At 37.2% G+C, this 26465-nt stretch carries 25 protein-coding genes, 1 pseudogene and 1 riboswitch; of the genes and pseudogenes, 5 read left to right on the top strand and 21 right to left on the bottom strand.

The genetic code is table 11. The features are described from left to right. Positions 1 to 39: 39 nt before the first annotated feature. The 10 genes from JCM9157_RS18055 to JCM9157_RS18010 form a co-directional block, all read right to left on the bottom strand. Positions 40 to 1533, bottom strand: coding sequence for a spore germination protein (locus tag JCM9157_RS18055; RefSeq protein ID WP_035666924.1), 1494 nt, complete (start codon positions 1531 to 1533; stop codon positions 40 to 42). Then, positions 1520 to 2092: a stage V sporulation protein SpoVABEA gene (gene spoVAEA / locus JCM9157_RS18050; protein WP_035666923.1), complete on the bottom strand. Its 573-nt coding sequence runs from the start codon at positions 2090 to 2092 to the stop codon at positions 1520 to 1522. The genes JCM9157_RS18055 and spoVAEA overlap by 14 nt, the downstream gene beginning before the upstream one ends. A 5-nt stretch (positions 2093 to 2097) precedes the next feature. Next, positions 2098 to 2451 (bottom strand): stage V sporulation protein AE, encoded by a 354-nt coding sequence (gene spoVAE, locus JCM9157_RS18045; RefSeq protein WP_035666922.1) that lies wholly within the window; start codon positions 2449 to 2451, stop codon positions 2098 to 2100. 2 nt (positions 2452 to 2453) lie between these two features. Then, positions 2454 to 3458, bottom strand: coding sequence for a stage V sporulation protein AD (spoVAD, locus tag JCM9157_RS18040; protein ID WP_148296911.1), 1005 nt, complete (start codon positions 3456 to 3458; stop codon positions 2454 to 2456). Positions 3459 to 3472: 14 nt separating this feature from the next. Beyond that, positions 3473 to 3931, bottom strand: a complete 459-nt coding sequence (spoVAC, locus tag JCM9157_RS18035; RefSeq protein ID WP_035666920.1) for a stage V sporulation protein AC — start codon at positions 3929 to 3931, stop codon at positions 3473 to 3475. A gap of 168 nt (positions 3932 to 4099) precedes the next feature. Beyond that, entirely contained in the window at positions 4100 to 6007 is a 1908-nt protein-coding gene (gene asnB / locus JCM9157_RS18030; RefSeq protein WP_035666919.1) for an asparagine synthase (glutamine-hydrolyzing), read from the bottom strand. A 175-nt stretch (positions 6008 to 6182) separates the two neighbouring features. Continuing rightward, positions 6183 to 6722, bottom strand: coding sequence for a 1,2-dihydroxy-3-keto-5-methylthiopentene dioxygenase (locus JCM9157_RS18025; protein ID WP_035666918.1), 540 nt, complete (start codon positions 6720 to 6722; stop codon positions 6183 to 6185). 1 nt (position 6723) lies between these two features. After that, positions 6724 to 7347, bottom strand: coding sequence for a methylthioribulose 1-phosphate dehydratase (locus JCM9157_RS18020; RefSeq protein ID WP_035666916.1), 624 nt, complete (start codon positions 7345 to 7347; stop codon positions 6724 to 6726). Then, on the bottom strand, positions 7344 to 8003 hold the full coding sequence (locus tag JCM9157_RS18015; protein WP_035666914.1) for a 2-hydroxy-3-keto-5-methylthiopentenyl-1-phosphate phosphatase: 660 nt from the start codon (positions 8001 to 8003) through the stop codon (positions 7344 to 7346). The genes JCM9157_RS18020 and JCM9157_RS18015 overlap by 4 nt, the downstream gene beginning before the upstream one ends. Then, positions 8000 to 9193: a 2,3-diketo-5-methylthiopentyl-1-phosphate enolase gene (locus tag JCM9157_RS18010; RefSeq protein WP_035666912.1), complete on the bottom strand. Its 1194-nt coding sequence runs from the start codon at positions 9191 to 9193 to the stop codon at positions 8000 to 8002. The genes JCM9157_RS18015 and JCM9157_RS18010 overlap by 4 nt, the downstream gene beginning before the upstream one ends. Before the next feature lie 246 nt (positions 9194 to 9439). Continuing rightward, a riboswitch (SAM riboswitch) is annotated at positions 9440 to 9550 on the top strand. Positions 9551 to 9639: 89 nt separating this feature from the next. On the opposite strand from JCM9157_RS18010, the gene mtnK reads away from it, so the two are divergent. The 3 genes from mtnK to JCM9157_RS17995 all read left to right on the top strand — a co-directional run bounded on the left by mtnK (position 9640) and on the right by JCM9157_RS17995 (position 12504). After that, positions 9640 to 10860, top strand: a complete 1221-nt coding sequence (gene mtnK / locus JCM9157_RS18005) for an S-methyl-5-thioribose kinase (protein WP_035666910.1) — start codon at positions 9640 to 9642, stop codon at positions 10858 to 10860. Further along, entirely contained in the window at positions 10853 to 11893 is a 1041-nt protein-coding gene (gene mtnA, locus JCM9157_RS18000) for an S-methyl-5-thioribose-1-phosphate isomerase (RefSeq protein WP_035666908.1), read from the top strand. The genes mtnK and mtnA overlap by 8 nt, the downstream gene beginning before the upstream one ends. A gap of 155 nt (positions 11894 to 12048) precedes the next feature. Then, positions 12049 to 12504 carry a DinB family protein gene (locus JCM9157_RS17995; RefSeq protein ID WP_052013242.1) on the top strand — a complete coding sequence of 152 codons (456 nt, stop codon included), beginning with the start codon at positions 12049 to 12051 and terminating at the stop codon, positions 12502 to 12504. 79 nt (positions 12505 to 12583) lie between these two features. On the opposite strand, the gene sigF is transcribed toward JCM9157_RS17995, so the two are convergent. The 4 genes and pseudogenes from sigF to JCM9157_RS17975 form a co-directional block, all read right to left on the bottom strand. Continuing rightward, the gene (sigF, locus tag JCM9157_RS17990; RefSeq protein WP_035666907.1) at positions 12584 to 13348 is read right to left on the bottom strand and encodes an RNA polymerase sporulation sigma factor SigF; all 765 of its coding nucleotides are present in this window, start codon (positions 13346 to 13348) and stop codon (positions 12584 to 12586) included. A 12-nt stretch (positions 13349 to 13360) separates the two neighbouring features. Continuing rightward, positions 13361 to 13801, bottom strand: coding sequence for an anti-sigma F factor (gene spoIIAB / locus JCM9157_RS17985; RefSeq protein ID WP_035666906.1), 441 nt, complete (start codon positions 13799 to 13801; stop codon positions 13361 to 13363). 3 nt (positions 13802 to 13804) lie between these two features. After that, entirely contained in the window at positions 13805 to 14155 is a 351-nt protein-coding gene (gene spoIIAA, locus JCM9157_RS17980) for an anti-sigma F factor antagonist (protein ID WP_035666904.1), read from the bottom strand. Between the two features lie 161 nt (positions 14156 to 14316). Then, positions 14317 to 15476, bottom strand: a pseudogene (locus tag JCM9157_RS17975) (D-alanyl-D-alanine carboxypeptidase family protein). A 604-nt stretch (positions 15477 to 16080) separates the two neighbouring features. Between JCM9157_RS17975 and JCM9157_RS17965 the strand changes: the two are divergent. Further along, the gene (locus tag JCM9157_RS17965; RefSeq protein ID WP_035666902.1) at positions 16081 to 16866 is read left to right on the top strand and encodes an alpha/beta hydrolase family protein; all 786 of its coding nucleotides are present in this window, start codon (positions 16081 to 16083) and stop codon (positions 16864 to 16866) included. A 20-nt stretch (positions 16867 to 16886) separates the two neighbouring features. On the opposite strand, the gene JCM9157_RS17960 is transcribed toward JCM9157_RS17965, so the two are convergent. The 4 genes from JCM9157_RS17960 to JCM9157_RS17945 all read right to left on the bottom strand — a co-directional run bounded on the left by JCM9157_RS17960 (position 16887) and on the right by JCM9157_RS17945 (position 21269). After that, complete coding sequence (locus JCM9157_RS17960) at positions 16887 to 17309, bottom strand: organic hydroperoxide resistance protein (RefSeq protein WP_035666900.1); 423 nt, start codon at positions 17307 to 17309, stop codon at positions 16887 to 16889. Positions 17310 to 17456: 147 nt separating this feature from the next. Further along, positions 17457 to 17657, bottom strand: a complete 201-nt coding sequence (locus tag JCM9157_RS17955; RefSeq protein ID WP_035666898.1) for an alpha/beta-type small acid-soluble spore protein — start codon at positions 17655 to 17657, stop codon at positions 17457 to 17459. 87 nt (positions 17658 to 17744) lie between these two features. Further along, entirely contained in the window at positions 17745 to 18128 is a 384-nt protein-coding gene (gloA2, locus tag JCM9157_RS17950; protein WP_035666897.1) for an SMU1112c/YaeR family gloxylase I-like metalloprotein, read from the bottom strand. Positions 18129 to 18203: 75 nt separating this feature from the next. Continuing rightward, positions 18204 to 21269 (bottom strand): efflux RND transporter permease subunit, encoded by a 3066-nt coding sequence (locus JCM9157_RS17945; RefSeq protein WP_052013241.1) that lies wholly within the window; start codon positions 21267 to 21269, stop codon positions 18204 to 18206. Between the two features lie 238 nt (positions 21270 to 21507). Between JCM9157_RS17945 and JCM9157_RS17940 the strand changes: the two genes are divergently transcribed. Continuing rightward, a complete protein-coding gene (locus tag JCM9157_RS17940; RefSeq protein WP_035666896.1) occupies positions 21508 to 22470 on the top strand; it encodes a D-2-hydroxyacid dehydrogenase in 963 nt (320 codons plus the stop codon). 50 nt (positions 22471 to 22520) lie between these two features. Here JCM9157_RS17940 and JCM9157_RS17935 read toward each other — a convergent pair whose 3' ends face one another. The 3 genes from JCM9157_RS17935 to JCM9157_RS17925 form a co-directional block, all read right to left on the bottom strand. After that, a complete protein-coding gene (locus JCM9157_RS17935) occupies positions 22521 to 23222 on the bottom strand; it encodes a DUF421 domain-containing protein (RefSeq protein WP_035666895.1) in 702 nt (233 codons plus the stop codon). Positions 23223 to 23336: 114 nt separating this feature from the next. Beyond that, positions 23337 to 25556, bottom strand: a complete 2220-nt coding sequence (locus JCM9157_RS17930) for a HAMP domain-containing sensor histidine kinase (RefSeq protein ID WP_035666893.1) — start codon at positions 25554 to 25556, stop codon at positions 23337 to 23339. After that, the gene (locus JCM9157_RS17925) at positions 25534 to 26226 is read right to left on the bottom strand and encodes a response regulator transcription factor (protein ID WP_035666892.1); all 693 of its coding nucleotides are present in this window, start codon (positions 26224 to 26226) and stop codon (positions 25534 to 25536) included. Before JCM9157_RS17925 ends, JCM9157_RS17930 begins: the two co-directional genes overlap by 23 nt. Between the last annotated feature and the right edge of the window lie 239 nt (positions 26227 to 26465).

Genomic DNA, 26465 nt, shown 5'->3' with positions numbered 1-26465 from the left:
CTTAAAAACCTCGCACCGTAAGTATGCGAGGTTTTTTAGTTACTCTGATTTTACCTTTTGTTTAACTGGATCTTGCGGATGAACAATCCTTGGTCTAAATCTGACATTAGGGACAGAGGCCCTTACAAGAATATGCCACATTGATGGTGGATCGAACGGAAGAAATGGCCATAAGTATGGCTTTTCAAACGTTTTAATAGCAGCTAGTAACAAAATAAACAATGTGATGCCTACAATAAATCCTGGAGCTGTAAAAATGGCAACAATGATAATTAACACCATTCTCGCTGCGCGTAAGGCAACTCCTAATTCATAACTCGGCGTTGCAAACATACCGATTGCCCCTATTGCCACATAAAGAATTACCTCTGGAGTAAAATAACCAACCTGAATCGCTATTTCTCCAATTAACAAGGCTGCAACTAAACCAAGTGCCGTTGCGAGTGGGGAAGGAGTATGGATGGCAGCCATCCTTAACAATTCTATTCCGAGTTCCGCAAATACAATTTGCAAGAATATAGGAATATTATTTACTTCATCAGGTCCAATAAAATCAAGTCCAGCTGGTAACAACGATGGTTGCATGACAAGTAACAACCAAAAAGGTAGCACTAGTAACGAAAAGATAATTCCGATAAATCGTGTCCATCTAAGCACAGTTCCAATAAAAGGCGCTTGTCGATATTCTTCCGCATGCTGTACATGATGGAAGAATGTCGTTGGTGTAATAATGACACTAGGTGATGTATCCGTCATAATTAAAACATGACCTTCTAATAAATGATTAGCGGCGACATCAGGTCGTTCTGTATATCTAACGAGAGGAAATGGATTGAAGCCTTGCTTAACCAAATACTCCTCCACTATTTTATCAGCCATCGAGATCCCATCAATTTTAATGGCTTCTAATTCTTTTTTTAATATTTCTACCATTTTAGGATCAGCCACACCATCAATATAAGATATACAAATATCGGTTTTGGAGCGTTCTCCTACTTGCATGATTTCATTACGAAGATTTTCGTCACGAATACGTCGTCTAGTTAGAGCTGTATTTAGGATGATATTCTCAGTATAACCATCACGCGCACCGCGAACTACTCTTTCCGTATCGGGTTCTTCTGGTCCACGTCCAGGATAACTTCTAACATCCACTGCGATCGCCTGGTCTTCTCCATCAATTAGAATAAAAATAAGACCTGATAGCATTTTCGTTGTCGCATCTTCTAATGTATCCGTATATTCAACTTGAACATGAGTTAAATGATTGGTAATAGCTTGTTTCACATCTGTTGTTTCTGTTCGACGACCTCTTGAATCTAAATCCATTAACTCTTTTAATAATTCAATAATATATTGAATATCGCATAAACCATTCACAAAATAAATTTGTATGTGTTTATCAAGAATTGTTAAAGTTCTAATACCAACATCAAATGAGGTTCCAAACCCAAGCCTTTTTTTAATTAGAGCTTCGTTTTCGTCGATATTTCGTGATATCGGGGTCTCTTTTTTTTCATTAGCGTGACTCATGATATCCGCTCCGTTCCAAAATGATTTCAACTGCTTTCTTTGTAATAGGCGATCCCTTTTTTAACGTATCAAATCCGGACATTTTTCCAATATCCCCTACGCCAACAATAACAGGAATGTCTAGTTCATCTAAAATGTAGACTGTATCCCCGTTAATTCTGCCAATTTCTAAATCGGGCAACCCTTCTTTATCGACCCCGTACTCTGTTAAATGACCGTAACGATCAACACTCACATCCACATGAGTCCACTCACTTGAGTGGGTTGAAGAAGCAACTGCAATAGCTCCGAGTACTTCAATTTGTGGATGGGTGGCTACATGTTTCATAGCCTTTTCACCGAGCCCCATTTCTCTTTGGCCACAATCATCAAACATAACAAGAACCGGATCATAAGGAGTTTGCAAAACAAGAGAGACGATTTCCTCACCACTAATAGGTGTTGGATTTCCCCATGAATAACTAATACATCTCCCCCCAATTTCATGCGCCACTAACTCCACTGATTTACGCGCATGCTCATCACCATCTGTTACAAGGATTACCTTTCGTCTCTCCAATTTGATCACCCCTTTGGTTTAAAGAACATAGCTACTAAAAAGCTAAATAATATAGTCGATGAAATTCCTACAGACGTTACTTCAAATACTCCCATACCAACTCCAAAGAAACCATACCGGTCTCCCTCAGACATTGCTCCATGGACTAAAGAGTGTCCAAAGCTTGTAATCGGCACTGTTGCTCCCGCTCCAGCAAAATCAATTAACCGATCATACAGATGAAAGCCATCTAACAATGCTCCAGCAACCACTAAAGTACTTAAAGTATGAGTAGGCGAAAGTTTTCCTACATCCATAAGCATTTGACCAATAAAACAAATTATTCCACCTACAGCAAAGGCTGCCAAATACTCAAACATGTTTACCCCTCCCTTTCAAAGGCTACTGCATGAGCGATACAAGGGATTGATTCTTTTTGTTGCATCATTAACGGGCTTAATAAAGCTCCTGTTGCCACAACCAGCATGCGCTTTATTTTCCCACGATTCATTTCTTTCAATAAATGTCCGAATGTCACTACGGCTGGACATGCCGCTCCGCTTCCTCCAGCAAATACAGGCTGTTCTTGATGGTAAATCATCACTCCACAATCCTGGTATTCTGCTAAATTTACTCCCTTATCTTGTACTAGCTTGCGCAATATTCCACTTCCTACACGTGACAAATCCCCGGTTACAATTAAATCGTAATAGGAAGCATCTCTCTTTGTTTCTTGAAGATGTGTCACAATTGTATCTGCAGCTGCCGGAGCCATCGCAGAACCCATATCAAATGGATTCTTTATTCCTAAGTCTTTAACTTTACCGATTGTTGCATCTGTAATTTTAATGGTGGAAGGTTTGGTTCCAACGATGATTGCCCCAGCTCCAGTTACCGTAAACGTAGCTGAATCAGGACGTTGTCCACCAAACTCTGTAGGGCTTCTAAATTGTCTTTCTGCCGTTGCATTATGACTACTTACAGCAATTAAAGCTGTATTGGCTACTTTTGTATCAATAAACAACGAGCCAAGTGCCAGACCTTCCATTGAAGTAGCACACGCTGCAAACAATCCAAAATACGGAATCTCCAACTCTCTAGCGTAATAATTAGAAGTAACAATTTGATTTAAGAGATCGCCCGCTAGAAAATAATCAATTTCCGAACTTTTTTTTTCAGCCTTTTTTAAAGCCGTTTCAACAGCATCTTTCATTAAGCGACGTTCGGCTAACTCCCAATTATCTTCACCTGCATAAAGATTGTCATATTTTACATCGAAGCTATCAGCAAGCGGCCCTTTCGACTCCTCTGGCCCTACAGCCGTTCCAGCTCCCTGTATGTAAACAGGATTGTGAAAATGCCATGTTTGTTTCCCACGTCTTTCCAACCCCAACACGTCCTTTACGAATTGATCAGCATTTCAACAAGTAATCTGGTTAAACTCACTAAATAAGCTGAGAGTACACCAAACGCAATGACTGCTCCTGTTAGCTTGAACATATTTGCCCCAATCCCAAAAACCAATCCTTCACTTTTATGCTCTAAAGCAGCACTTGTCATCGCATTCGAAAAACCTGTAACAGGAACGAGTGAACCTGCACCAGCAAATTGACCAAGCTTATCATAAACACCAAATCCTGTAGCAAGCGCAGCTAACAATATTAACGTCGCAAGTGTCGGACTCATTGCTTCTTCCTGAGTAATTGGTAAAAAATGCATATAAATTTGACTAATAGCATGACCTAGAGTACAAATAAGTCCACCAACAACAAAAGCTTTTAATCCGTTTTTAAAAATATGACTTTTCGGTTGATAGATCTTAATGTTTTTTTGATACAACTTTTGCTCATCAGAGTTCATTACTATTCCCCCTTCTTCACTTGCAGAGAGATGAATTGCTATTTCTCTTATCGTTACTTCTATATCCCATTTTCCAATGTAACGTTAGTATGACTGAACATTCCTTCCTTCATTCTAAAAAAAAGGAAAAAACCCATTAACGCCTCTTTAAGACGCTAGCGGGTTCCATTACATCACATATTGATCAATCTCTTGTTCCTCTTGAATTCGGCGTTTTGTTATCCATTCGTTTACATCATATTTTTTTTCGACATAAACTTGGTGCCATATCATGAACGACAACACCGTCCAAATCTTTCTACTATGATCAGCTTTATTCTGCTTATGTTCGTTAAGCAATTGTCTCATGTAAATTTTATCAATATAAACACTTGTCTCACTTTCATTAATAATCGATAAAGCCCAGTCGTAGAGCTCATTTTTTAACCATAATCTGATTGGGACTGGAAATCCGAGCTTTCTCCGCATAAATACATGTGCAGGCACAATTTCTTCAAATGCCTTACGAAGAATGTATTTGGTTGTACCGTTTGTTGTTTTCCAATCGACGGGAATTCTTGATGCTAGCTCGAATACTTCTTTATCAAGAAAAGGAACTCTTAACTCAAGAGAGTGTGCCATCGTCATTTTATCAGCTTTTACTAAAATATCTCCTCGAAGCCATGTGTGCATATCTAAATGTTGCATTCGATTAACTACATGTTGATCCGCTGATTTTTCATAGATCGACGATGTTATTAATTCATTGTTGAAACGAGATTGATAATTAGCCATTAGCTGTCTTTTTTCTTCTTCATTAAACATCTTTGCATTCCCTATATAACGCTCTTCTATAGGAGTAGTCCCGCGCTCTATGAAACTTTTTCCTCTTACTCCTTCAGGTAACAATATTGCTAATTGTTTGAGCGCTCTTTGTAAGACTTTGGGCACATAATCAAAACAGGAGAGGCTTTGGTATTCTCTGTAAATATTATAGCCACCAAACAATTCATCTGCCCCTTCACCAGAAAGTACTACTTTCACTTTCTTACTTGCTTCCTTTGCAACAAAATATAAAGGAACGCAAGCTGGATCAGCAAGAGGATCGTCCATGTGCCACATGATTTTAGGCATTTCGTCCGCGTATTCAAAAGCGGTAATCAGTTTACTATTATTTTTTATATTTAGTTTACCGGCCGTCTCTTTCGCTACATCAATTTCGCTATATCCTTCATGATCAAACCCAACTGAAAATGTCTCAAGTTTCGGGTTCATTTCCTTTGCTACAGCTGCAATGATTGTTGAATCAATCCCACCAGACAGAAACGCGCCAACCGGAACATCACTTCTCATATGTTTAGAGACGGAGTCATACATAACCTCTTGTATACTCGATTTCCAGTATTCCTCTGTTTGATTGATTGGTTTGAAGACTGGCTTAAAATATTGATTTATCTCTATTTTTTGCCCCGGCTTCTTAACTATGTAGTGACCTGGTTCAAGTTTTAAAATCCCCTCTGTCATAGTTAAAGGCTCAGGAACATATTGGAATGACATATAATGATGAAGGGCTTGGTTATTTAGTTTATCATTTTCCGAAACCAAGCTTTTCTTCTCAGATGCTAGTCTTAATCCCAATTGGTTCTCTGCATAAAATAATGGTTTAATTCCAAAATGATCCCTAGCTGCAAAAGCTTCTTTCTTTAAATGATCCCAAATAACAAAAGCGAACATTCCACGTAGTTTTTTTACCGCATCTTTTCCTTCTTCACTATAAAGTGCAAGAAGGACTTCTGTATCAGAATCTGTCTCAAAACGATTTCCCTTTTCTATTAACTCTTGTTTTAATTCTAAATAGTTGTAAATTTCGCCATTAAATACAATCCAATACCGTCCGTTACCATATGAGAGCGGTTGATATCCCCCCTCTAAATCAATGATGCTTAATCGGCTAAAACCTAACTCAACATGCTCACCAGTCATATATCCTTCTTGGTCTGGTCCCCGATGGGAGATGACTTTATTCATTTCTCTTATTTTAGTATTTTGATCGTATTTTAAAGGTTTATTATAAACACACGCTACAAAACCACACATCTTTATTCCTCCTACTATTCTTTGCGTACTGAATACATACTTTCTACTGTTTGCAAATTAAACATGAATTATTCATTGATTAGACGCAAAGACTTGACCAAATGTGTCATTATTTATGAAATTTTTTTAAATCAAATAAAAAAAGACAGCACATCGCTGTCCTTGATCAATATATTTAAATTTGATGTTCCTTTTCTTCGTAAGGATGTGCAACCCAGCCGTCTGTATCAATAAACAAACGAACTGCTACAACTTGACGGTCATCCATAAGTGTAAAGAAATGCGGTGTATGCTCTGGAACAGAAATAACATCACCAGCTTCAAGTTCAATATTAAAATAACCTGTTTCACCATCTCCTTTAACGATGAAAATACCATGTCCTGCAGTGATGATTCGAACTTCATCATCAGTATGTGTATGTACTTGTTCAAATTTCTTTAATAATTCTTCAATGTTAGGGGTTTGATCAGATAAAGCAATAACATCCCAATTTACATAACCGCGACGTTTTGCAAGTGAGCGAATGTCTTGATCATATACCTTTAAAATTTCTGCTTTATCTGTATCTGACAAGTCAAATTTCTCTACTAAATGCTCTGGTAATTTGGCTGTGTCCCAACGTTCAAAAAACACTCCTTGTTCTTCTAAAAAAGCATGGACATTCTCTTGTCCCTCAATTATTTCACCGTTGTTTCTCACTCTAATCACTGCCATTTTATAAAACCTCCTTTAAATTAAGTGCTCTCGCTTGTAACAATTTTACTTGATAGGAAAATAGAAACTCACAAGCTTCTAAATGCCTTTTTGCCTCAAACGCATTTTTCCCCCAAACCGTAATCCCATGATTTCGAATTAAGACGGCTTTAGTATCTGGTTGAATCTTCTCACCTATTGCTCGACCTAATGAAGGCAGGTCAGCCCAGTTCTCAACAATCGGTATCGTTAATTCACCATCTTCTTCCCATATATCAAATGCTTTAATTAATTCGACATTACGAAACGTAATCGCGTTTTTTTCAGCATAAAGCTCAGAAATAAGATTGTTATCTATTGTATGAACATGAAGACTGCAACCTGCATCGGTTTTTTTAAACACTTCCAAGTGAATAACAGTCTCTGCAGATGGCTTTCCTTGATCCGATAAAGGTGTTCCCCATTCATCAACAAGGACAAAATCAGTTTCAGTTTCTTTATATTTGTCCTTTCCACTTACTGTAACTAGACAAGTTAAAGGATGGTCACTTACCTTAATAGCAAGATTACCACTCGTTCCTGGAAACCAACCTCTTGCCGCTAGCTCTCGTTTAACAGCTGCTAACTCTTTCCATTCTTTAATCAAGTCATCACCTCAGGTTGCTTTAAAATTTTAATTACATCATAAAAAGTAGTAAATGAAGCATGAGGTAAATTAAGCTCTTGACACTTCTGCAGTAAAAAGTCTCTGGCTATAACAAAGTCAGCTTGTTTAGCCGCTTGAAGATCTGTGATAGAGTCACCAATTACAATTTTCCGGCGTTGTCCACCTATTGAACGGAGAATGGAAGGCTTACAACAGCCACATTCATTCTCACAATGAGAATCACAACCATGCGGCCACTCGACACGAATAGTCTCTTCATCAAATTTCGCTTCATTGCAATAGATGGGCAGATCGTATTTCTGTAGCAATGGATGTACAAAGAAATCCATTCCTCCACTTACTACAATTAGCTCAATGTCTTGGCTTTTTGTATACTCAACAAAATCTTCAAATCCTTCTCGAATTCTTGCATCATGTAAAATAAATTCAGTCATTTCTTTTTTTAAAGATGACGGCAGCAATCTGAAAAACTGACCTACTCCATTCCTAATTGACATGCGCTGGGCGAGGACATCTTCTTTTATTGACTCCCATTCTGGAGGGGCAAATCTTTTCATAATCGCAACGATGTTATCATTTTCTGTTATCGTCCCATCAAAATCACAAAAAATCATTAGCTTTTGTTCTGTACTCATTCCCCACCCCACAACTCTATCGCTGTTGCAAGTTCTGAATGATCGCTTGCCGCTTCCTGTAACGATTGGTTGTTTAAAACAGCGTCAATTGCTTGAACAAACGCTTTCCCTCCAGCAGTGGCACCTCCCGGATGTCCGTGGATACCACCGCCTGCGTTAATAATACTATCAATGCCAAAATCAGTTATTAATTTAGGCGTTAAACCAGGATGAATTCCAGCTGATGGAACAGGAAATGCTTTTTTAAATTGATCTTCTTCTGTTAAATGACGTGCAATTGCTTGAGTTTCCTCTTTTGCCATAGCAACAGACCCATACGGAGAAGGAAAAAGAGATAAATCTGCTCCTGCCATCCTAGCAAGCTTTCCTAATAACAACCCTGGTGCGACTCCGAAATCAGGAGAAGAAATCATCGCTCCAGAAAATGCAGGGTGTGCCATAATAGGTAAAGGAATGTTCGGATCCTCGGCAAGTGCTTGCATAACATCTAGGCCATAAGCAAACACATTAAACAGAAGTAAGTCCGCTCCTAATTCAACGGCTTTATATGCCTTTTCTTTTAATTCCATTGTTTTTCCTGTTAAATTCACAGCATGAAGAGTACGTTTACCTGTCTCTTCATAACTGGCTCGCAGCGCTTCCTGGCAAGCGGGGATACGTTTTTCTAGTGGCGTCTCATCGTTTTCAAAGAGGATTTCATCATCTTTAACAATGTCTATCCCACCAAGGGCTTGAGCTTTCATTTGCTCTTTTAAGGAGTTAAGATCTCTACCAATTACACCTTTAAAAATACTCATTAACAACGGACGATCATATGTATTCGTCAAAGCTCTTATTCCTTCGATGCCGAACTGTGGACCAGCAAAGTCTCTTTTAAGCTCTTCACTAAAAGACAGATCCATTAATTTTACTTTTCCGTCCAGGGAGAATTTCCCAAAAGTGGTTGTTAAAATCGCAGGGATGTCATTCGAAAAATTCAAGCTTGGATAACCTATGGTAATGATCGCTTTTTGATCAGAGACCATTTTCGTTTGAATCACTCTTCCTTTATGACGTTCTAACTGTTTTTGCTCAACAGCTGGGAGATTTGTCCAAGAACCAACTGTTAAACCGACTGCAATTGCCTCAGCCTTTTTTTCTAAACTGTCTAGTTTTGCATCAAGAAGATATGTTGCTTGTACTTCATTCAATTTATTCTACCTCCGTAAAATGCGCCAACTTAACTACATCTCAAAGTTTTTTTACTCTTTTGATAGTTTTGAATTATGACAGCATTTTTCATAGTCGTCAATCCTTTTTCAAGATGACTTAACTTTCTTTAGTAGTATCTCAAATAAACGATTTTATCAAGTTAAATAAACTCAAAATTTTCAATTATTTATTTGACAGGTTACTAGTTCAAGTGTAAGATGACAGAAAATAATATTTTTATATAACTCTTATCATGAGAAGGCTGAGGGAATTGGACCGATGACGCCCGGCAACCGGCTTGTTTAAGCAATGGTGCTACTTCCAACAGAATGATACGTCATTCTGAGAGATGAGAGGAACGAACGTACTGCTTCAATCCTCTTGATTTTGTTTATCAGGGGGATTTTTGCGTTTTTAAAAAACATCATATTTTAGGAGGTACCAAATGACAACTCAACTTGAACAGGTTTATGAACCTCTAAATACAAAGACAGCAATTGAATTAAGTAAAAATTTGCAATTATTCGACCTACATGATGAGCTTACAGCCGAGGAAATAGGTGATGGTAATTTAAACCTAGTTTTTCGCATTCTCCATATCGAAAGCGGAAACTCAATTATTATAAAACAGGCATTGCCTTATGCAAAAGTAGTCGGTGATAGCTGGCCACTCACATTGGATCGTGCTCGTATTGAAAGCGAATCGTTACAACGAACGTATCAACTTGTACCAAAACTCACCCCTAAAGTTTATTACAATGATCCTAAGCTAGCTGTTACTATCATGGATGACCTTTCACATTTAATCATTTTAAGAAAAGGGCTCATTGCAGGTCATCAATATCCGAAACTAGCAAAAGATATTGGTACTTTCTTAGCTCACACCCTGTTCTTCAATTCTGATTACGGGATGAATCAGCAAGAGAAAAAGATTCAAAGCAGTCGTTTTATAAATCCAGAGCTTTGTAAAATTACTGAAGATCTTGTGTTTACAGATCCATTTTTTGACCATGACACGAACAACATTGAAGCTGAGTTAAAATCCTTTGTTGAACACGTTATATGGGCAGACCAACCATTAAAACTTGAAGTTGCCAAGCTAAAGAAATTGTTTTTAACAAAAGCTGAGACACTAGTCCACGGTGATCTTCATACAGGAAGCATTTTCGTCAGTCAAGAAGAAACCTTCGTTATTGACCCAGAGTTTGCTTACTACGGTCCAATCGGTTTTGATATTGGGGCATTTTTAGCAAATATCATTTTAAATTATTTATCTCAAGATGCTCATTTAAGTGATCAACCACAAAAGAAAGCGGAATTCAGACAGTACTTATTAGATGTCTTGACTACTACATGGACTGTATTTGAGCAAGAGTTTACTTCCTTATGGATTTCATACCCCCAAGATGCATTCATGAAAGTCGATGGATTTCTTGAACAAACGTTAGCAGATATTTGGAAAGATACAGTTGGTTTTGCTGGTTGTAAAGTGATTCGTCGCATGATTGGACTTGCGGGTGTGGAGGATGTAGAGTCCATCAAAGATTCACCTGCTCGAATAGCTGTCAAAAAACAAGCTCTTACATTAGGTAAACACTTAATTCTTAATCGTCATGAACTGACAACTATAGATAAACTAGTAAAGGTTGTGTCTAGTAATGCTTAATTCTCCAATCCGATCGGTTGAATGGAACGTCGACTCTATTAAATTACTCGATCAACGTCTACTTCCAAGTAAAACTGTATTTCTTACACTCACTACAATTAAAGATGTATGGGAAGCTATTTTTGTATTAAAGGTACGTGGAGCACCAGCAATAGGAATTACAGCTGCATATGGGCTAGCTCTGTGGGCGCAACAGTCAGAGATTCAAGACTATCGTGAGTTTCGCTTAGAACTAGAGAAACAAGCAGCATATTTAGAATCTTCTCGTCCAACCGCTGTGAACTTATTTTGGGCAATTAAACGCATACTCTCTTCCATTGAATCTGTTGAAGCAGTAACAACAGCAAAAGAAGTAATTTTAAATGAAGCACATTTAATTACGAAAGAGGATGAAGACGTTTGTCGTTCGATAGGAGAGTATGCCGTTGGTCTATTTAACGATGAAGATACTTTACTTACACACTGTAACGCTGGTGGTATTGCAACAGCGCGCTACGGAACTGCACTTGCTCCTTTTTACATTGCTAAAGAGCGAGGAATAAACTTAAAAGCTTATGCATCCGAAACTCGGCCAGTGCTTCAAGGAGCAAGACTTACTGCATGGGAGCTTGAACAACTCGGGGTAGACGTTACACTTATAACTGATAATATGGTTGCTCATACGATTAAATCTAAAGGAATTAATGCAGTGATAGTTGGTGCAGATCGAATTGCAGCAAATGGAGACACAGCTAATAAAATCGGTACTTATGGACTTGCATTAATCGCCCATGCTCTTGAAGTCCCATTTTATGTGGCAGCACCGCTTTCTACAATTGACTTAGCAACAGCTACTGGTGAAGATATCGAGATTGAAGAACGTCATGCTGATGAGGTTAGAACATTAAACGGACAAGCAGTTACAACAGCAACAATGAAAGTATTTAATCCAGCGTTTGACGTGACCCCTTCAGAGTTAATCACAGGAATCATTACGGAAAAAGGCATTATAACTGGAGATTTCAAACAAAAGTTAGCCAACTTATTTATTTAATATTTTATGGGGTAGAGGTTCTAAATGAATCTCTACCTTTTTAAAAAGACTGAATAATACTTGAGTTGTAATCTCAATTTGCCCAAATGAAAACCTTTCCATTTTGATTGGAAATCTTATACAATATAATTAAACCAGTCAAAGGAGTGAAATTAATGGCCGTTAAAGCATTTTCATTTGCACGCTTTGCTAATATTTCAGGTTTACAAGCCGCAACACCTGAACAACTTGACACAGTTCCAGTGGGGTTCTCTAATTCAATTCGCTGGAATGCAGGACACGTGTTGGTTATCGCAGAAAGCATCTTACGCCACTCAGAAAAGTATGAACCAGTTCTTCCCTCTAATTATAAAGACTTTTTCTTCATGGGAACTAGTCCTGCTGATTGGAAAGATGAACCACCTTCTGTTTCAGAACTAGAAGAATTATCAGCTAAACAAGTTCAAGCTGTACAGGATTTGGTTGAAAACCACCTTGATTCTCCATTAAAAAAAGCATTTGAAATACGCGGTCGCTCTTTCGATACGGTTTCGGAACTAGTTAGTTTTATCTCTTATCACGAAGGTCTTCATTTTGCGACGATTAAAGCCCTTTTAAAAGCTACTAAATAAACAAAACACCCCATCCTTCGCTGATGGGGTGTTTGTTTATAAAAAGCCCACTAAAGTAAAAGTGGTTTTTCCAATGGGATTAAACCTCTCCCATTTCCAATTTCATCTGTTCTAAGATCTTCTTTTCAAGTCTTGATACTTGGACTTGAGAGATTCCAAGCCTAGCAGCAACCTCTGATTGGGTTTGATCCTTATAATAGCGAAGGTAAACAATTAACCGTTCCCGCTCATCTAAATCGCGTATCGCTTCTTTTAACGCAATTTTATCAAACCATTTTGTTTCTGTTTGGTCTGCAATTTGGTCGAGTAGTGTAATTGGATCACCATCATTTTCATAGACCGTTTCATGGATCGAAGAAAGCGAACGACTAGCTTCACCAGCGAACACAACTTCCTCTGGGGTAATTTCTAGTTGTTCAGCAATCTCGTTTACCGTTGGAGTACGTCCTAAGGACTTCGTCATTTCATCCTTCATTTTGCGGATTTTATTTCCTAACTCCTTAATAGAACGACTCACTTTCACGGTACCATCATCACGTAAGAATCGTTGGATCTCACCTATAATCATCGGTACAGCATAAGTTGAGAATTTAACATCATAAGACAAATCAAACTTATCAACGGATTTTATTAGCCCAATGCACCCGATTTGAAATAAATCATCCGCTTCATAGCCACGATTCATAAATCGTTGAACAACCGACCAGACAAGCCTTGTGTTACGATTAACAATTAAGTCTCTAGCATCCTGGTCCCCATTTTGACTTTTCGCAATCAGTTCTTTTACTTCTGAATCGGAAAAATGCGTCTGCTTCTTCTGCTGTTGTTTTACCTCGACATCCATAGGCAAAACTCCTTAATTACACATAGCTTTGCTATTTGTGAGTGTTTTTTTTACATAGACAGTTGTGCCAATCATTGGTTCAGAAACGACTTGAAGTTCATCCATAAAGTTCTCCATAATAGTAAAGCCCATCCCCGAACGTTCAAGTTCTGGTTTTGTAGTGAATAACGGTTGACGTGCTTCTTCAATGTCTTGAATACCAAGACCTTCATCACGAATTGTAAGTTCTATCGTTCCATTTTCTAGCGTACAATGAATGTACACCATGCCATCAGGTCGATTTTGATACCCATGAATAATCGCATTCGTCACTGCCTCTGAAACGACTGTTTTAATTTCTGTCATCTCATCCATTGTTGGGTCAAGCTGAGCAATAAAAGCTCCAACAGTCACTCGTGCAAACGACTCGTTTTGGCTCTGAGCTGAAAACTTCAAATCCATCACATTTGACATCGTTTAAGCCACCCCCAAAGTTTGTAAAGCAAATTGTTCACTGTCTTCTAGACGAATAATTTTAAACAAGCCTGACATTTCAAATAAACGTTTTACGGATGAAGAGATCGCACATACGACCATTTCTCCTCCGTTTGCTTTGACTTGTTTGTATCTGCCAAGAATGACACCTAAACCAGAACTATCCATAAAAGAAAGTAGTTCCAGATTTAAGACAATATGCTTTACTGAACCGTTTGCTAATATTTGCTCAACTTGTCCTCTTAATTCCTCTGCCGTATGATGGTCAAGCTCTCCTTCTAAACGAACGAGCAAGACGCTTCCTTTTTGCTCTAAATCAATGCGTAAACTCACTACATATCACTCCCTCTAGTTAGCTCATCAATCTCATGAGTTGTAAAATAGATGATTCTCCATCCATTTGTTTTGCTAGAGAGAATTTCGCTTTTTACCTAGCTACTTCCTGCTAGGTGACAAAACTAGTCTTCATTCGAAGAAAGTTGTCAAAAAAAGCGTTAGGCCGCTCCAAATTTCGCAATGACTCGTTTGAACAGTTTCCACCAAGAAGCTTCGTATACATCATCACCCGCTATAAGCGGTGTCTCGCTTAAGATTTCACCTTCGCGTTCAATGAATAATGTTCCGATTACCTCTCCTTGTTTAATAGGTGCATGGAGATTTGAATTAACTTCCAATCTTTCAACCACATCATCTATTTTGATTCCTTTTTTCGTTAAAATCGAAACAGATTCAGACGTTACAACTGGGACTGTGTCTTTATCACCCTTATTAACCTCAACGTCTGCAAGAATATGATCCCGATCATAAAGTTTATGTGTTTGGTATTGACTGAACGCATAATCTAACATTGACGTAATTTGAGCATTTCGTTCTTTTGGTGAAGGTGCTCCCATAATAACAGTGATGACTCGCATGCCATTTTTCTCGGCGGTTGCTGTTAAACAATACATCGCTTCTCTTGTAAAGCCTGTTTTTAAACCATCAACACCAGGATAAAATTTAACTAACTTATTTGTATTCACAAGCCAAAATTTATCTTCGGTATCAGCTCTTAAATAATCCTCGTAAATTCCGTGAACTGGGTAATATCCTCGTACTTTAATAGTTCTTTTGAGATCATTGCTAGATCATAGGCTGTAGTATAGTGATTTTCGGCAGGAAGTCCATTGGTATTCATGAAATTTGTATTTTTTAACCCAAGATCTGCTGCCCTTTGATTCATCATCGAAACAAATTCTTCTTCAGTTCCAGCAATATGTTCTGCCATCGCTACTGACGCATCATTTGCTGATGCTACCGCTATAGCTTTTAGCATATCCCTTACTGTCATTTCTTCGCCAGGTTCTAAGAAGATTTGTGATCCTCCCATCGAAGCCGCATACTCACTTGTTCTGACAACATCTTCGTAAGCTAGAGCCTCTTTATCAATGGCATCCATAATCAAAAGCATCGTCATTATTTTTGTCATACTTGCAGGTGGAAGTTTTTCGTTACTGTTCTTATCAAAGATCACTTCTCCTGTATCTCTTTCAATTACAATAGCTGAAGATGCTTTTTCCGCTAGTTTCGCTTTCTGTTCTTCAGCACTCGCCATTGGTGCTATTAATCCTAACACTAGGCAGATGCTTAACATAATGGACAGTACTTTCCTCATTCCCATCCGACCTCCATCTCATTTTCATAGTCGTCCCTAGGTGGGCCTTCTAAATAAAAGGAAAACTCACCCAAGTTGGCTACCCCCCATTTTCTCCAGTTCATGTTCATTTATACATAAAAAAGGGAAATTAGTTTTCTTTCGACAATCTAGATAACTCACAAGACGTATGATAGGATGGAAGAAAGTTAATAGAATAGAGAGAAGTTGGAATTTTCAGATACACTAACTTTTATTGCCCCTAAGATAATCTCACTTATTGTTACTTGGAGAAAAGAAAATCGAAAAGTGTTTTATTGTACGTTCCTCATACAAATTGGCCTTTTAGCTGACCCAATATTCCCCTTTCTAATCAAAGGGGGAGAAACTCAATCTTTCTTACCTCATACGAAACTTAGCTATGACAGTCATATTTTAAGCGGGGTTGAAGACTATGGATATGTAGTAGAAGGGAAAATCCAATAATTCCTTCTTCAATTAGTTACAAAAAAATTACAAGGTGTGATATTTCTGTAACTAAATCCCGATAAAACAAATAAGTTTAATGAGTTTTTTGTTGTCCTTAAGAAATTGTTCGTTTATACTTTACTCAAGAGGTGAACATATGCAATCAACTACTACTAGGTTTCATCATAATAAATTATCAGCGTCCATCCATTACCCAGATAGCGCAACTGAACTTGCGCCCGCAATTATTTTTGTACATGGATTTATTGGGAATAAAGTTGGCGCGCATCGCTTATTTTATCAAGCTGCTAATTATCTAACTCAAAATGGTTTTATCTGCTTTCGGTTTGACTTTGGTGGATGCGGTGAAAGCGATGGAGAATATGAGCATGTAACTGTGACAAAACAACTTGATGAGCTTAATGCCGCAATTGAATATGTCTCTGGTTTAAAAGGGGTTAATCCAGAGGAAATAACATTAATTGGTCATAGTTTAGGTGGTGCCATTACAGCTTTAACGGCACCAAAGTACCCACAATTTAAACAAGTTGTACTTTGGTCTCCAGTTGCTAGACCTTATACAGATATTACCTCGATAACAGGGGAAGAAGCTGTGCAAACCGCCGAAATAGAAGGCACATTTGATTATAACGGCTTTTTACTAAGTCATGCCTTTTTTACTGATCTAAAGCAACATGACCCACTTCAAACCATTACTTCTTATCAAGGAGACGTTTTACTCATTCATGGCGATCAAGATCATGATGTCCCCGTAAAAAATATTAACCTTTATCTAGAGTTTCTACAAAGAAAGGGACAAGCTACTGATTATACTTTAATAAGTGGTGGTGACCATACATTTGCTAACCATCATTGGAAGAAAAGGTTATTTAAAGAAACAACCTCATGGCTTTTAAATCGAGTAAACCTCGAAGCTTTCTAACTTCGAGGTTTTACAATCATTTATTGACTAATTACGTTTAACTTTACATCAATATTCCCTTTAGTCGCCTTTGAATAAGGACAAACTTGGTGCGCTTTATGTACCAGATTTTCTGCTTCTTCTTGTGATACTCCTTTGACTGTTGCATGAAGGACAACCCCAATTTTATATCCGTTATCCTCAGGATCTTTCATTAAGCTAACTTCAGCGTTTATCTCTGTCTCAACTTCCTTCTTCTCTTTAGAGGCTACTAAGTTTAAAGCCCCATCAAAACAAGCAGCATATCCCGCAGCAAATAGTTGTTCAGGATTTGTTCCTTCGGCGTCTGCGCTTGTCCCCTTTGGCATAACCAATTTATGATTTAATACACCATCATCAGATGTCACCTGACCGTTTCTTCCACCTATCGCTTTAGCTTGTGCAGTAAATAATACATCAGACATTCTACCAACTCCTTGATTTCTTTTCACTTACTCTATGACTATTTACTAAAAACAAAGAAACTAAACCTAAAAGGCAGAAAAAACCCTCACAAAAAGGTGAGGGTTTCAACTAATTAATTTAATCCTATACTTTAGAGAGTTCCTAAATTAGAAGCGTGAACCGCCAAGCTGTGATTCAGCTTGTTGAACTAGACGCTTGGTGATCTCGCCGCCAACAGAACCGTTTGCACGAGCTGTTGCCTCTGCACCAAGTTGAACTCCGAATTCAGAAGCGATTTCGTATTTCATTTGGTCTAGTGCTTGCTCTACGCCAGGAACTAATAGTTCATTACTGTTGTTGCTTGCCATTTCTGTTCACCTCGCTTTGTTCGTATTCAATAACTATTGTGTGAGATTTACAGAAACATATACAAATTTCTTAGTGGTAAAGATTTCCTATGACTCGTAAAGCTCTAGAGGAAGGCCATCAGGGTCTTGAAAAAAAGTATATTTTTTTCCTGTCAACTCATCTACTCGAATGGGTTCGACGATAATTTCCTTATCTTCTAATGACTTCTTTACACTATCAATATCATTAACTTCAAAAGCTAAATGTCGTAATCCTCTTGCTTCCGGATAGCTTGGTCGTTCTGGTGTACCTTGAAAAGAAAAAAGTTCTATCTGTTCTGTTTCTCCAATGCGTAAATCCAACTTATATGAATTTCTTTCTTTTCTATAAGTTTCCTTTATAACTTTTAACCCTAGAGTTTCAACATAAAAGCTCTTGGATCGCTGATAGTCTGAGCAAATGATAGCTACATGGTGAATCTTATTTAACAAAAGCTACACTCTCCTTCCTTTTTTATAAGCATACAAGTTAACTAACTTATTTTAAAGACCTTCAGGTTTCAGTTGTTAAACATCGACTGAAGAATTCACTTGATCCATTCCTTTGCCTTTTCTTATTTTATTTTTCATTTTACTCATTGCATTGGAAAAATCTCCAAACATCAAATAAACGGCTGGAATTAAAATGAGTGTAATTAGCGTTGCAAATAATAACCCTGATATCACAACTACTGCAAGTGGAGCTTGATAACTACTTGCAACACCTGTTGCTAATGCAAGTGGCAACATCCCTCCTACCGTTGTTAGTGTAGTCATTAATATCGGTCTCATCCTTGTTCTCCCCGCTTCTGACACAGCCGTGTTTACATCTACGTCAGATTTCCTTAACTGATTGATTCGATCAATTAAGAGAATGGCATTATTTAGTACAATTCCTATTAACATCACGATCCCCATTCCAGACATAATACTTAATTCAAATTGAGTAACAAACAAGCCAATGATAACTCCTGTAATGGTCATCGGAATAATCGACATAACAATTAGTGGATGTGTTAAGCTATTGAATTGAACAGCCATCACAAAATAAACTAAGAATAAAGCAATACCGACAATTATAATCATTTCCATCATTGCTTCTTGTTGGGCTTCTAAATCTCCGCTTATTGAGATTGTATAACCTTCCGGAGCCTTGAAGTCATTTAAAATATTTTGTATATCCCGATTCACAGATCCTAAATCTCGTCCCTGGATTTCCGCTGAGACCGTTATATATCTTTCTCCATCTACACGAGTTATTTCAGCCGGAATTTCAACTGTCTTAAAGTCGATATATTTAGACAGTTGTTCAGTCGTTCCAGTTGGTGTTGTCCATTCAACACCTAATAATTGAGATTCGGTTGTTATGCTCTGATCGACAGTTAATACCATTCTCTGCATTTCATTTTCAGGTGTGATCAGGTTGCCTAAGGGTAGCGCAGTGAACCATAGCTCTAATATTTGTTTAAGTTGAGTTGGTATTAAATTATCTTCTTCAATAGAGTTTCCCTTTAAAATTACTTGTTTTTCTGTTAAAAACCTTTCGGAACTTGCTGTAATCCCTGTTAATCCCTCTACTTCTGCTAACTGTTCCATCACTTCTGTAGATAGTGTTTGAAGCTCAGGTAATTCCGCTCCTTTCAGTTCAAGAGCGACAACTCCTCCGCCACCCATTCCCATTGGTGATAACACATTAACAATTGGATACTCATCCTCTAACTCTCTTAGCGAAGAATAAATAAGCTCATTCACTTCGATTTGGTCAAGTGTCGCTTCTTCTGCTTTGGACATGTTGATAATCGCGTACATTGCTGAAATGTCATCCATAATAATGGTGTTAGTCACATCGGGAACATCTTTAAGTTGCTTGCTTATAGCTGTAGCAATCTCATTTCTTTCAGAAGGCGTCACACCAGGCTCTAACTGAATCATCACTTCTGCATAACGATTAAAAACATCGGGCATAATAGTCATCGGGATTTTCGATACTAGGAATAAGGAGCTAACAAACATAATAATAAATAAAGAAATTACGCTGTAACGATTGCGCTTTTTCAATCCCATCCATTGCACAAATGAACCATAAATAAAGCTAATTTTTTCTGGTTTATGCTTTTCCTTTTTCGCACTGATACGCAAAAAATTATCACATAAAGCAGGAATAACTGAAAAAGATACGACCACTGAACTCACAAGAGTAATAATTACAACAACAGATAAGATAACCATAAACTTCCCAGCTTCTCCACCAAGTAAGCCAATGGGAACAAATACGACAATTGTTGTCAACATCGAGGCAATAACAGCCGTCGCTACTTCTTTCGTCCCTTGAATGACTGCTTCTATATTGGCAATCCCTTGTTCCTTTTTCCTGAAAATAGACTCAAGGATAACTATGGAAGCATCTACCATCATCCCAATCCCTAGTCCAAGACCTATTAAACTAAGCATGTTAAAACTATAGTCAAAATACCACATCACCGTAAAAGTTAATAAAATTGAAATCGGTATTGATAGTCCAACAATAATTGTTGCTCTAATATTCCTTAAGAATAATAGGAGAAACACAAGAGCAAGAACACCACCAATCAGGACATTTTTAGAAACTCCTTCGATCGCATCACTCACATAATCGGCTTGGGCAACAACCTCTTCCAACTCAAATTGAGTGACTAACCCTTCATCTTTAATTGCTTGAATTTCAGATCTAATTGCTTTTGCCATGGCTACTTGTGTCACATCTGGTACACGAGATATTTGAACAAAGATAAAATCCTGATCGCCATTTTTCCATACACCGGTTGAGTGATCACTAACTTTTTCTTTCACAACAGCAAAATCACTTATCTTTTGTGGTCCATTTAAAGTAGCTATCGCGATATTTTCTAAATCAGGTTTAGAGCGAATGGATGTGTTCCACCTAATTGTTGGTTCATTAACTTCGTCAGACAAAACACCAATTGCTATATCTTGATCCGCTTGCTGAATCGCACTTATAACTTGATTAACATCTATTCCAAATTCTTGAATTTTATCATACCTTAACTCAATAACCATTTCTTTTTCTTCAAGCCCAACTAAATCTACTTTGCTCACTTCCGCTAATGATTCGAGCCTTGGTTTTAACGTGTTCTTAGCGAAACTAGTCATATCATTCATATTTCCATTAGATATATCCATAAAAAATTCATAGGACCCCGTAGTAGAGAATGGAATAACAGTGAGCGTTCGTAAATCAGGCAATTGCGTTTTTATACCATTTAAAGTGGACTCTATGTTCTTTGTAACTTCTTCCCCTCTACCTTCCTCTATTTGAATTGTAAATGCACTGCTTCCTATAGAAGAAGAAGATGTTATTGATTTTATTCCATCAATAGACTGAATAGCTTGTTCAATTGGCTTAGTGATCGTATTTTCAATATCTAGCGTTGTCATTTCACCAGCATCGACTTGAACCATTGCACCATCAAAAGTGATAGGTGGCATCAGTTCTTGATCGAGCTTTGTTGTAGTAAAAAGACCAATAAAAACAATAAACAAGACCATCAATCCGACCACTAATTTTCTTTTCAATAAAAACCTTAATTGTTCCATTCCTCATCCTCCAAGCTATGATCATTCTTAAATCCTTTTCCAATATATTCAATCATAGGAAAACTATACAAGAAGTTCCGTAGTAAAGATTCGGCTTTGAGGTGGAAACTCCCTCCGTCTTAAGACGGACATTTACTATTTTATTTGTTTTAAGTTTGTAAACGGAAAATAATTGTAAAATGAATAGAAATATGAAAAACTTAATTAACTAGAAACCTTTTGAAAGGAAGGATCAATTATGGCAAAACGAAAGCTAATTGTTACCCAAGATATTAATGTACAGTTAACAAATAAAATTCATGAGGTTATACCGGATTGGGAAATTATCACCGGGCGGGATCGTTCTAATTGGGAAAAAGATTTGTCTGAGGCTGAGATCATTGCTGGTTGGAAAAAAGAAATGAGTACACTACTTCAACAAAAAAATTCTAAGCTAAAATGGCTTCAAACGTGGTCAGCCGGTATTAATTCTCTTCCATTGCAAGAATTAGAAGACAAATCTATCCAACTAACAAGTGCAAATGGAGTTCATGCTTTTCCTATTTCTGAGACCATTTTCGCCTTAATGTTAGGTTTAACAAGAAAAATTCATACATATGTTAGAAATCAACAAACCAAAACATGGCATCACGCAAATATGAACCTAGAAATTCATAATAAAACAATTGGAATTATTGGAGTTGGAGCCATCGGCCAAGAAACAGCTAAAATTGCAAAAGCTTTTGGGATGAATGTTCTTGGAATCCGTCATTCAGGGAAACAAACAAAATATGTAGATGAAATGCATACGGTTAATCAACTAGACCACATTTTATCTAGATGTGATTATGTTGTCGTTACACTACCTCTCACGGATGAAACACATCATTTATTTGGCTCAAAACAATTTCAAGCCATGAAGTCATCAGCTTTTTTTATTAATATTGGCCGAGGTGAAATAGTCATAGAATCCGATTTAATCTCAGCGCTTCAACAGAAAGAAATAGCTGGTGCTGGATTAGATGTTTTTGCAACTGAGCCTCTTCCGGAAGAAAGTCCGCTATGGGAAATGGAACAAGTCATTGTCACTCCTCACACATCTGGTTCAACTCAATTTTACGATCAGCGTGTCATTGAAAATATTTTCATTCCTAATCTAAAGAATTATTTAGCAGCTGAGCCTTTAAGCGTTAACTTAGTTGATTACCAGAAAGGATATTAATTTAGACTAGAAAATTAAAGCAGCCATATTGATTGGCTGCTTTTTTGTTTTTAGTTGAATTGTTTTGGTATATAATCATCACGGAGATCAATATAAATAGTCCCCAACTCATCTATTTGAGCAAAAAAAACATCATGGAGCTTAGGTATGTTGTATTCGATTAACAGGTCTCTTATCCACCCTTCATCTTTTCCTAAAATTTTTAGACTTTGGTGTAGGATTTTCCCATCAATAATGAACGCCTGTGCTAATCCGCGACTAGCTTGGATATTTAATACGTCTTTTTGCATCGCCGGGAGAAAGGCTGGTTTAGCTAAAACAGTTACAGTACCGTCCGTCTCCATGATGGCTGTTTCTACTTGATCCACATAAAAGAAACCTTTCTTTCTTAGATTAACAAGTAAAGAATCCATCGTCATTCTTACTTTCTTCAAGCCCTCTTCAAGTATTTGGCCATTCTGAATAAGATACGTCTCTTCATCCTCTAAGATTTTCCGACCTCTCATACTTTTTAATGCAATAATGCTAGATACAAACGTGTAAAAGCAAAACGTAATTAACCCGATCATACTGATCCAAATTGGAACATCTTTCATTATCATTGAACTCGCCACTATCGACCCTATCGTAATCCCAGCAACGAAATCGAAGAAAGTCATTTGCGCAATTAATTTCTTATTTAACAAGCGGCATAGAATATAAAGAACGACAAAACCAATGGTTGCGCGAATTAAAATTTCAGTAACGGTCATTTTACTTACCACCTTCTTTTTTTCTAAGGGTAATATTCCCTGTTTATGTACATTCAATTCAAAGTGAAAATGAAAAAGAGATGAACCCCAACTGGTTTTCATCTCTACATATGATTATAATTCGATTGCTACAATCACTTTAAATAAATCACCATCTACTTCAATATCTAATTGGCCACCATGCAAATCAACAATAGACTTTGCTATTGCTAGACCAAGACCTGATCCTTCGGTGTGTCGTGAGGTATCACCTCGTTTAAAACGTTCAAATAACTCGTCGACACTATCACCTAATTCATACTTAGTCACATTTTTAAACGTGATAAGCGCTGCGTTATTCTTCACTTCAGCTGATATATACACTCGCGTTTGATCTAAAGAATAAAGGAGGATATTCCCAATTAAATTTTCAAATACTCTCCACATTTTTTGACCATCAACATTTGCATAAATTGGTGTTTCTGGTGCCTGGACTCTAAATTGCAGACTCGATTCTTTTATTGACTCGTTATACTCAGCAAGCGCCTGCTGAAGCAACTGGACGAGGTCAACCTTTTCTTTTAATAATTCAATATTTCCACTAGCCATTTTTGACGCTTCAAATAAATCATCAATTAAAACTTTTAAACGTTTTGACTTACGGTCAATAATTTCAATGTAAGAAGTGCGATCTTCTTCTGTGATATCAGTTGACTTTAGTAACTCTGTATACGTAATGATTGACGTCAATGGTGTACGTAAATCGTGACTGACATTTGAGATTAACTCTGTTTTTAATCGTTCACTTTTCGCTTGTTCTTTTTGTGATATTTTCACACCCGATTTTAATGTGTTTATATTACGAGCTAGTTGGGCAAGGACAGACCTTCCTTTCTCTGGCAACTCAACATCAAGACGACCATTGGCAAGGTGTTCTGAGTGTTCAATAATCCGATTTAAATATCCGATTCTTTTAAAAAGAATGTACATGATCGGCAGACCAACAACAATAAATCCTAGCATATATGGCACAATCAGAAACGGTTCGAAAAAAACAACAGCAAAAGCCAAGCCGAATCCAAATACAATGCCCAACAAAAGAAGAACCTTTGTCCCCAATCTTCTATTTACAAAAGCTTCTTGTATCGTTATCCAACCTTTATACAATAAAGCATCCTTCCACTGCTCTTTGAAAACAGACGGTCTCTTCACGATATCTTTAAGCAGTATTGCTTGAATAATTGTTCCTGAGACAAATATGGTTGTAATGAATAGATGCTTAACTAAGCCTTTTAAAAAAGGATACAATTGATTCATCAAATTATACGGAAGCCCGGTTAACTGCGTGACACTAAACAAGGCTGCTAGCGCAAAAAATCCAAAGAAAAAGATTTGTACATCAATGGGTAAACGATCATAGTAACTTTTAAACCATGTAAAATCGTTAACTTGTAAAATTCTTTTTCTTTTATAGAGATAGAAAGCAGCTAACAAGGAAAGAATTCCTATTATGGCTAGAGTAGCATAATAAACCTTTCTCTTTTGGTAGCTTTCCAAGCTTGCGATAATAAAGCTATTACGTTGAAGTGATTTCGGTACTGCAATTTTCCCTTCAAACTGACGGTTTTGATTGACTACTTGATCTATTATCTCAACATCGTAATAAACACCTGGTGTCCCAAAATGTTGAGTAAAAAGATGGCCTTGACTAGAAGAAGGATACTGACGAATGTCATACATGTCCCTTTTATTAAAGAGATTATTTATTTCTCCTTGTTCCAACTTAACATTTGTAAACACTTCACCTGATTCAACATCCCTTAAATAATAGCGAAAACTAGATTTCAGTTGATTAAATTCCGCTTGATTTCTTTCTAATTCTTGATAATACTCATCAATTATTTTCTCTTTTTCTTTATACACTTTGTCCCGCACATACTCATCGCTCGAAAAATTATTCGAAATATCTTCTATCTTTTTATCTCTCTCTGCAATCAGCGCATCTGCAACGGTTTGATTGTCATTTGCTGTTGCTTCTTCGATTCGATATTCATATTGATCTTGTATACTAGCAATCTGTTCTGAAAGATCACCGTGGCGATAACGATGCTCATGAATTTCCTCATCACTAACTTTAATTAAAGCCTTTACTTCTTCTATCGGCAGTTGATTTAATTCATAAATACTTAGTTTTCCAATAAAATTCTCTAATTCATACTCATACTCTGACGTTTTGAAATAATTAAACATATAGTAAGGACCATGAGAAACAGCGGTTAAGACTCCACTTAACCCAAAAGTAAGTAAAACAAACCAACCAACTACTCTCAAACTATTTTTCCATTTTGTATCCAACTCCCCATACCACCTTTAAATATCTTGGATTTTTCGGATCAATTTCAATTTTTTCACGAATTTTCCTAATATGAACAGCCACTGTATTTTCGGCATTGTAACTAGGCTCATTCCAAACGCGTTCATAAATATCGTTAATAGAAAACACACGACCCGGATATTTCATTAATAATTCAACAATTTTATATTCTATCGGTGTTAACTTAACTACTTCGCCATGTGCTGTCACTTCTTTTGATTCTTGGTCAAGCGTAAGTCCATTTAAATTGATTAATTGATTGGCTCCTTCATATGTACCAAGGTTGACATATCTTCTCAATTGAGATTTCACCCTAGCAATCAATTCGAGCGGGTTAAAAGGTTTGGTTACATAATCATCAGCACCTACCTGTAACCCTAAGATTTTATCTGTGTCCTCACTTTTTGCACTTAGAATGATAATGGGTATATTTTTTTGCTCTCTTATTTTAAACGTGGTTGTGATGCCATCAAGCCTAGGCATCATTACATCGAGTAAGATAAGATGAACCTTCTCTTCATTAAGCTTTTCTAAGGCTTCTATACCGTCCTTTGCTTTTAAAACAGTGATACCCTCGTTTTTCAAATAAATATCAATCGCATCTCGAATTTCTTTTTCATCATCAACGACTAAAATAGTAAATGAATTCACTTTCTTCCTCCTCCTTTCAAGCTTATTTTGAGTGTCTTTTGTGATTACTGTAAGCATAACCATTAAATATTAACAATTACTAAGGGTAAATCTTAAGATTTTCTTAATAGTGTTAAGAGATCTTTATAAAAGACTGATTTCGTAAAGATTGTTGCTAAGAATGGGTTGCCTTCACATGTTCGTTCCATTGCGCTCCAGTCACTCGCTTTCCGCGGGGAGGTGCCGAGCCTCCTCGGCTA

Origin of the sequence: Halalkalibacter akibai JCM 9157 (assembly GCF_000513135.1) — a bacterium.
GTDB lineage: Bacteria > Bacillota > Bacilli > Bacillales > Bacillaceae_D > Halalkalibacter > Halalkalibacter akibai.
Note: the sequence above shows the minus strand (reverse complement) of the source record. Positions and strands in the feature narration are given on the sequence as shown.

Excerpts from the sequence above, each read along its gene's own strand:
- JCM9157_RS17965 (WP_035666902.1), top strand. The coding sequence starts at position 16,081 with ATGCAATCAACTACTACTAGGTTTCATCATAATAAATTATCAGCGTCC.
- spoVAE (WP_035666922.1), bottom strand. The coding sequence starts at position 2,451 with ATGTTTGAGTATTTGGCAGCCTTTGCTGTAGGTGGAATAATTTGTTTT.
- JCM9157_RS18055 (WP_035666924.1), bottom strand. The coding sequence starts at position 1,533 with ATGAGTCACGCTAATGAAAAAAAAGAGACCCCGATATCACGAAATATC.
- spoVAC (WP_035666920.1), bottom strand. The coding sequence starts at position 3,931 with ATGAACTCTGATGAGCAAAAGTTGTATCAAAAAAACATTAAGATCTAT.
- JCM9157_RS17940 (WP_035666896.1), top strand. The coding sequence starts at position 21,508 with ATGGCAAAACGAAAGCTAATTGTTACCCAAGATATTAATGTACAGTTA.
- JCM9157_RS18025 (WP_035666918.1), bottom strand. The coding sequence starts at position 6,722 with ATGGCAGTGATTAGAGTGAGAAACAACGGTGAAATAATTGAGGGACAA.
- JCM9157_RS17945 (WP_052013241.1), bottom strand. The coding sequence starts at position 21,269 with ATGGAACAATTAAGGTTTTTATTGAAAAGAAAATTAGTGGTCGGATTG.
- asnB (WP_035666919.1), bottom strand. The coding sequence starts at position 6,007 with ATGTGTGGTTTTGTAGCGTGTGTTTATAATAAACCTTTAAAATACGAT.
- mtnK (WP_035666910.1), top strand. The coding sequence starts at position 9,640 with ATGACAACTCAACTTGAACAGGTTTATGAACCTCTAAATACAAAGACA.
- JCM9157_RS18015 (WP_035666914.1), bottom strand. The coding sequence starts at position 8,003 with ATGAGTACAGAACAAAAGCTAATGATTTTTTGTGATTTTGATGGGACG.
- JCM9157_RS17995 (WP_052013242.1), top strand. The coding sequence starts at position 12,049 with ATGGCCGTTAAAGCATTTTCATTTGCACGCTTTGCTAATATTTCAGGT.
- mtnA (WP_035666908.1), top strand. The coding sequence starts at position 10,853 with ATGCTTAATTCTCCAATCCGATCGGTTGAATGGAACGTCGACTCTATT.
- spoIIAB (WP_035666906.1), bottom strand. The coding sequence starts at position 13,801 with ATGTCAAATGTGATGGATTTGAAGTTTTCAGCTCAGAGCCAAAACGAG.
- JCM9157_RS17960 (WP_035666900.1), bottom strand. The coding sequence starts at position 17,309 with ATGTCTGATGTATTATTTACTGCACAAGCTAAAGCGATAGGTGGAAGA.
- sigF (WP_035666907.1), bottom strand. The coding sequence starts at position 13,348 with ATGGATGTCGAGGTAAAACAACAGCAGAAGAAGCAGACGCATTTTTCC.
- JCM9157_RS17935 (WP_035666895.1), bottom strand. The coding sequence starts at position 23,222 with ATGACCGTTACTGAAATTTTAATTCGCGCAACCATTGGTTTTGTCGTT.
- JCM9157_RS17955 (WP_035666898.1), bottom strand. The coding sequence starts at position 17,657 with ATGGCAAGCAACAACAGTAATGAACTATTAGTTCCTGGCGTAGAGCAA.